The sequence below is a fragment of the Nonomuraea antimicrobica genome (genome assembly GCF_039536965.1).
Classification (GTDB): Bacteria; Actinomycetota; Actinomycetes; order Streptosporangiales; family Streptosporangiaceae; genus Nonomuraea; species Nonomuraea antimicrobica.
Map to the genome: position 1 here is coordinate 1 of NZ_BAAAZP010000131.1, position 5644 is coordinate 5644.

Annotated in this window: 5 protein-coding genes and 1 pseudogene; 3 read left to right on the plus strand and 3 right to left on the minus strand. The window is 72.1% G+C overall.

Annotated elements, in window-relative coordinates:
• Nucleotides 1-72: 72 nt before the first annotated feature.
• Entirely contained in the window at nucleotides 73-1818 is a 1746-nt protein-coding gene (locus ABD844_RS34220; RefSeq protein WP_344887182.1) for a proline--tRNA ligase, read from the minus strand.
• 107 nt (nucleotides 1819-1925) lie between these two features.
• Nucleotides 1926-2594, minus strand: a complete 669-nt coding sequence (locus ABD844_RS34225; RefSeq protein WP_344887184.1) for a hypothetical protein — start codon at nucleotides 2592-2594, stop codon at nucleotides 1926-1928.
• A gap of 132 nt (nucleotides 2595-2726) precedes the next feature.
• Here ABD844_RS34225 and ABD844_RS34230 point away from each other — a divergent pair, with 132 nt between their 5' ends.
• The gene (locus ABD844_RS34230) at nucleotides 2727-3698 is read left to right on the plus strand and encodes an acyl-CoA dehydrogenase family protein (protein ID WP_344887186.1); all 972 of its coding nucleotides are present in this window, start codon (nucleotides 2727-2729) and stop codon (nucleotides 3696-3698) included.
• 27 nt (nucleotides 3699-3725) lie between these two features.
• Here the strand turns inward: ABD844_RS34230 and ABD844_RS34235 are convergent, their stop codons facing one another.
• Nucleotides 3726-4208, minus strand: coding sequence for a hypothetical protein (locus tag ABD844_RS34235; RefSeq protein WP_344887188.1), 483 nt, complete (start codon nucleotides 4206-4208; stop codon nucleotides 3726-3728).
• 93 nt (nucleotides 4209-4301) lie between these two features.
• On the opposite strand from ABD844_RS34235, the gene ABD844_RS34240 reads away from it, so the two are divergent.
• Complete coding sequence (locus tag ABD844_RS34240) at nucleotides 4302-5444, plus strand: LLM class flavin-dependent oxidoreductase (RefSeq protein WP_344887190.1); 1143 nt, start codon at nucleotides 4302-4304, stop codon at nucleotides 5442-5444.
• A pseudogene (locus ABD844_RS34245) lies at nucleotides 5444-5644 on the plus strand (hypothetical protein); the annotation flags it as partial. The gene ABD844_RS34240 and the pseudogene ABD844_RS34245, both read left to right, overlap by 1 nt.

Below are 5644 nucleotides of genomic sequence, written 5' to 3' on the forward strand. Positions count from 1 at the left end.
CAGCCGGTCGCCCGCGGCGGACAGCCGGTCGCCCGGCTCGCGGCGGTCAGCCGGTCGCCCGGCCGGTGGCGGTCAGCCGGTTACGGCGGCCTGGATGCGGTCGGCGGCCTCGGCGAGGGGGATCTCCGACTTCTCGCCCGAGACGCGGTCGCGCAGCTCCACGACGCCCTGGGAGAGCCCGCGCCCGACCACCACGATCGTCGGCAGCCCCAGCAGCTCGGCGTCCTTGAACTTCACCCCGGGCGAGACCTGCGGCCGGTCGTCGACCAGGACGCGCAACCCGCGCGACTCCAGCTCGGCCCCCAGCTCAAGGGCGGCCTCCACCTGGTTCTCCTTGCCCGTGCCGACGATGTGCACGTCGGCGGGCGCGACCTCGCGCGGCCACACCAGCCCCAGCTCGTCGTACGCCTGCTCGGCGATGACGGCGACCGCCCGGGACACGCCGACGCCGTAGGAGCCCATGGTGATGCGGATGGGCTTGCCGTCGGGGCCGAGCGCGTCGAGCCCGGCGACGTCGGCGTATTTCCTGCCGAGCTGGAAGATGTGGCCGATCTCGATGCCCCGGTCGATGGACAGCTCGGCGCCGCAGCGGGGGCAGGGGTCGCCGGCGCGCACCTCGGCGGCCTCGATGGTGCCGTCGGGGACGAAGTCGCGGCCCGCCACCACGTTGACGGCGTGCTTGCCGGGCTCGTTGGCGCCCGTGACCCACGAGGTGCCGGTGACGACCCGGGGGTCGACGAGGTAGCGGATGCCCAGCTCGCGCAGGACCTGGGGGCCGATGTAGCCGCGTACGAGGCCCGGGTGCGCGGCGAAGTCGTCGGCCTCGAAGATGGCGGGCTCGCCGGGCGCCAGCGCCGCCTCCAGGCGCTTGAAGTCGACCTCGCGATCGCCCGGCAGGCCGACGACCAGCGTCTCGACCTTGTCGGAGCCGGGCGTGGAGACCTTGACCACGACGTTCTTGAGCGTGTCGGCGGCGCTGACGGACAGGCCGTGGTGCTCGTTGAGGTGGGCGACCAGCGTCTCGATGGTCGGGGTGCCGGGCGTGTCGAGGACCCGCAGCGGCGCCGCGTCGTCGATGGGGCGCGCGGCGGGAGCGGTGGTGACGACGGCCTCGGCGTTGGCGGCGTAACCGCAGGAGCGGCAGGCGGCGAACGTGTCCTCGCCGGTCGGCGTGGGCGCCAGGAACTCCTCGGAGGCCGAGCCGCCCATGGCGCCCGACTGCGCGAAGACGATCTTGTACTCGATGCCGAGGCGGTCGAACAGGCGGATGTACGTCTCGCGGTGCAGCTCGTAGGAGCGCTTGAGCCCGTCGTCGTCGAGGTCGAAGGAGTAGGAGTCCTTCATCAGGAACTCGCGACCGCGCAGGATGCCCGCCCTGGGCCGCGCCTCATCGCGGTATTTGGTCTGGATTTGGTAAAGAATTACCGGATAATCCTTGTAGGAGGAGTATTCGCCCTTGACCATGTCGGCGAAGAGCTCCTCGTGCGTGGGGCCGAGGAGATAGTCGCCGCCCTTGCGGTCCTGGAGCCGGAACAGCGTGTCGCCGTATTCGGTCCAGCGGCCGGTGGCCTCGTAGTATTCGCGGGGGAGCAGGGCGGGGAAGAGCACTTCCTGGCCGCCCATGCGGTTCATTTCCTCGCGGACGACCCTCGCGATGTTCTCCAGCACCATCTTGCCGAGGGGGAGCCAGGAGTAGATGCCGGGCGCGACGCGGCGTACGTAACCGGCGCGGACCAGGAGCTTGTGGCTCGGCACTTCCGCGTCTGCCGGGTCGTCCCGCAGGGTGCGAAGAAACAACGACGACATGCGCAGCAACACGGCTACTCCTTGCTCGAACCTGGGATGTGAAGGACTCCAGGCTATCGAGTCGGGGGAGCGCCGCGCTCGCGCTTATCCACCGATCCGGGATCGGCGGGTCGAGCGGGTCAGACGGACGGGGGCACCCAGCCGGTCATGAAGGCGGCCACGCCCGCCGTGATCAGCCCCGAGAACATCGCCGACAGCACCAGAGCGCGCACCCGTCGGCGGACGCTCCTGCGCAGCACGAGCACCAGCGCCACGGACAGCAGCCCGACCACCACCGCGGGACCCGGCCAGAACGACACCTCGGTCTCGATGAAGCCCGGGGTCGCCCGTTCGACCACGTCGGCGAGGAGCGCCGCGCCGACCGCGCCCGCCGCCAGGTCTCCCCAGCCGTCGTCCCTGCGCGTGGCGTAGGCGAGCAGGCCCAGGGCGACGAGCAGGGAGAGGTTCCAGTTGAGCCCGACCGGGCTGACGCCGACGACGTCGATCGGATGGCCGCCGAGCGCGCTCGCGCCCATGGCCGCGACCAGCGTCGACGCCGCCGCCAGGAACGTGGTCAGCAGCGCCCACCCGAACCCGGACGCGGTCGCGCCGACGGCCAGCGACAGGGCGAGATACGCGTAGGGGTCGTAGATCTGGCCGATCCACCGGGGACCGCCTCCGTGGACGAACATGCCGAGCACGCCCACGACCAGCCCCCCGGTGAAGGCCGCCAGCAAATGGCGTTGGATCGCGCGCTGACGCCGGTCGTATTCGGCGAAGTCCGCGTAGTCGATGCTTGTGTGGTTCATGGCTATTTCCCCGGTCAACCCCTCCCCCGTGTTCGGCCGGGGATGACCACTTCCAGATTATGTATCCATCCACAAAAGGCAAATTTCGGTCATCCGTATGCTAACAAGCAACCGCTTGGTTAAGATGCTTCCGTGGCACTTGCCGATGACCTTCGCGCCGTCGTCCGAGCCCATCTCGCCGGGCGGCCCGGCGCGACGTGGCGGGAGTTCTCGCGGGACGTGGGGATCGCGGGGCTGCTCGTCCCCGAGGAGTACGGCGGGGCCGGGTGCGGCCCGGCCGAGCTGGCCGCCGTCGCGGAGGAGCTGGGGCGGGCCCTGTCGCCCCACCCGTTCCTCCAGACGGCCGTGATGGCGGTGGAGGCGCTGCGCCCATGCGCGCGAGGCGACGGGGCGGGCGACGGGGCGGGCGCGGTGCTGGCGGAGCTGGCCGACGGGGCCGTGACCGCGACCGTGGTGCTGCCGGGGGACGGAGAGCTGCGGCTGACGGGAGACCGGCTGACGGGCGAGGTGCCGTACGCGCTGGAGGGCGAGCTGGTGCTCGTCTACGCGGGCGGGGCGCTGGTGCGGGCCGTGCCGTCGGAGCGGACGGCGTACCGGACGATGGACGAGAGCCGCCCGCTGCAGCGGCTCGCCTTCCACGACGCCCCGGCACGGCGGCTGGGTGACGGCACGTCGTGGGCCCGCGTACGCGACATGGGGATCGCGGCGCTGGCGGCCGAGCAGGTGGGCGGGGCACAGCGGTGTCTGGACCTGGCGGTCGAGCACGCCGGGCGGCGGCAGCAGTTCGGGCGGCCCATCGGGTCGTTCCAGGCGATCAAGCACAAGCTTGCCGATCTGCTGCTGCTGGTGGAGTCGGCCAGGTCGGCGGCCGGGGCGGCGGCCGGGGACCCGGTGGCCGCGGCCGTGGCGGGGTCGTACTGCACGGAGGCGTACCTGACGGCGGCGGGCGAGAACATCCAGGTGCACGGAGGGATCGGGGTGACGTGGGAGCATCCCGCGCACCGGTACCTCAAGCGGGCCACCTCCGACGCCCAGCTCTTCGGGCCGCCGCAGGCGCACCGGGCCCGGCTGGCGGCGCACGTGTTCGGCGAGGACGCGCGATAGCGCCTCCCGGCCCCGGGCGGGCGGAGGTCAGCCGCCGAGCAGCTCTTCCCAGGGATGGCGGGCGTTGGTGCGGCGGGTGGTGTCGAGGGCTTCTGCCAGACGCCAGAAACCGGCGCGGTCGCGCATGCCCGCCCGCCCCAGCGGGTCGATCGCGCGCAGCTCGAAGCGGACGCCCATCACGTCGAGCACCGCCGAACGCTCGTTGCCCGGCCCCGCCGGGGTGACCAGGCAGCCGTCGTGGTCGGGGTCGCGGACCTGATCGGCCAGCAGGGCGGCGACCTCCGAGGCGTACGGGCCGTCGCGCCACTCGATGTGCCAACTGTGGTCGGAGCCGCGCCACCACGTCAGGTCGCGGCACGACTCGACGAATTCGGCCTCGGTCGCCAGCGCGGCCATCACCCGGCCGAACGCTTCGTACCTGCGGGCGCTGGTGAGCGAGAGCTCGTCGCCCTGGTCGGGGACCGTGCCGCCCGTCGGCCGCCGCAGCGCGTGCTTTCGCTTCACGAGCATCACTTTGATCGCCGCCGCGCCCTTCCCGCAAGTCTTTGCCGCTGATACGCTCTACCAAGCGAGCGCTTGGTTTCCTACTTCGCCGGAGGCGCGATGACGTCCCTACGGATCAGCCTGGGATATGAGCTGGAGGTCCGCGGTCGCACCCGCGAAGTGGAGCAGCAGGCGTTCCAGAACGTGATCGACCAGGTCGTGCTGGGCGACCGGCTGGGCTACACCGCTGCCTGGTTCGTGGAGCACCACTTCACCAGGGGCTTCTCCCACTCCTCCGCGCCCGATCTGGTCCTGGCCGCCATCTCGCAGCGCACGGAGCGGATCCGCCTGGGGCTCGGGGTGGTGCTGCTGCCGTTCCAGTCCCCCGTCCGCACGGCCGAGCGCGTGGCCACGCTGGACGTGCTGAGCGGCGGGCGGGTCGACTTCGGCACCGGCCGCGGGGCCTCGCCCCTGGAGTACCAGGCGTTCCAGCGGCCGTTCGAGAGGTCGCGGCAGATCTGGGAGGACTCGCTGGAGGCCACGCTGGCCATCTGGCAGGCCGACGGCGAGCCCGTCAGCCGCTCGAACGAGTTCTTCGAGATCCCCGACGTGGCCGTCTACCCGCGCCCGGTCCAGCACCCTCATCCGCCGGTCTGGGTGGCCTCCACCTCGCTGGAGGGCTACCTGGCCGCGGCCAGGCACGGCTACAACCTGCTCGGCATGACCATGCTCAAGGGCATCGACGACGTCGCCGCCGACATCGCGAAATACCGGGAGTGCCTGGCGGAGCGGGGCTTCGACCCCGACTCCCGCCGCGTCGCGCTCATGATCCCCTGGTACGTCGCCCCCACCCGCGACGAGGCCATCGCCACGGCCGCCGACCCCGTCCTGTGGTACATCCGCCGCCAGGTCAACCTCGTCACCCCGCCCGGCTACTACGACGCCCGCCACGCCACCCACCGGGTGCTCGGGCAACTCGCGGCCGGGCTGCCGCCGGAGGAGTCGATGGCCACGCTGCGCGAGCACCTGATGGTGGTCGTGGACGACGTGGAGGGCTCGCGCAAGGCCCTGGCCAGGATCGCCGAGGCCGGCGCGACGGACCTGATCATCCAGGCGCAGGTGGGCGGGCTGGCGCACGAGCGGGTGTGCGCGTCGATGACGTCGTTCATGAGAGACGTGTTCATGAACGACGCGATCACGGACGACCCCGTCACGAACGACGCCGTCGCGAAGGACGCCGTCGCGAAGGACGTGATGAGCTGATGGCCCGCTGGCTGACCCGGGACGACCTCGGGGCCGCCGGCGGCTCCGCCACCGGACTGCTGCTCGTCTCCCCCGACGCGGCGAGCGTGATCCCGCTGGGGCCGGACGACCGTGCGGCGGCGAGCGCGCTGGCCGCGGCGGCGCTGCGGGAGGCGGGGGTCGGCGGGCACGACCGGGTCGTGGTGGCACTAGCCGAACCG

Bases quoted from the DNA above. Each gene is read 5' to 3' on its own strand.
- ABD844_RS34225 (WP_344887184.1), bottom strand. From the start codon at position 2,594: ATGAACCACACAAGCATCGACTACGCGGACTTCGCCGAATACGACCGG.
- ABD844_RS34240 (WP_344887190.1), top strand. From the start codon at position 4,302: ATGACGTCCCTACGGATCAGCCTGGGATATGAGCTGGAGGTCCGCGGT.
- ABD844_RS34235 (WP_344887188.1), bottom strand. From the start codon at position 4,208: ATGCTCGTGAAGCGAAAGCACGCGCTGCGGCGGCCGACGGGCGGCACG.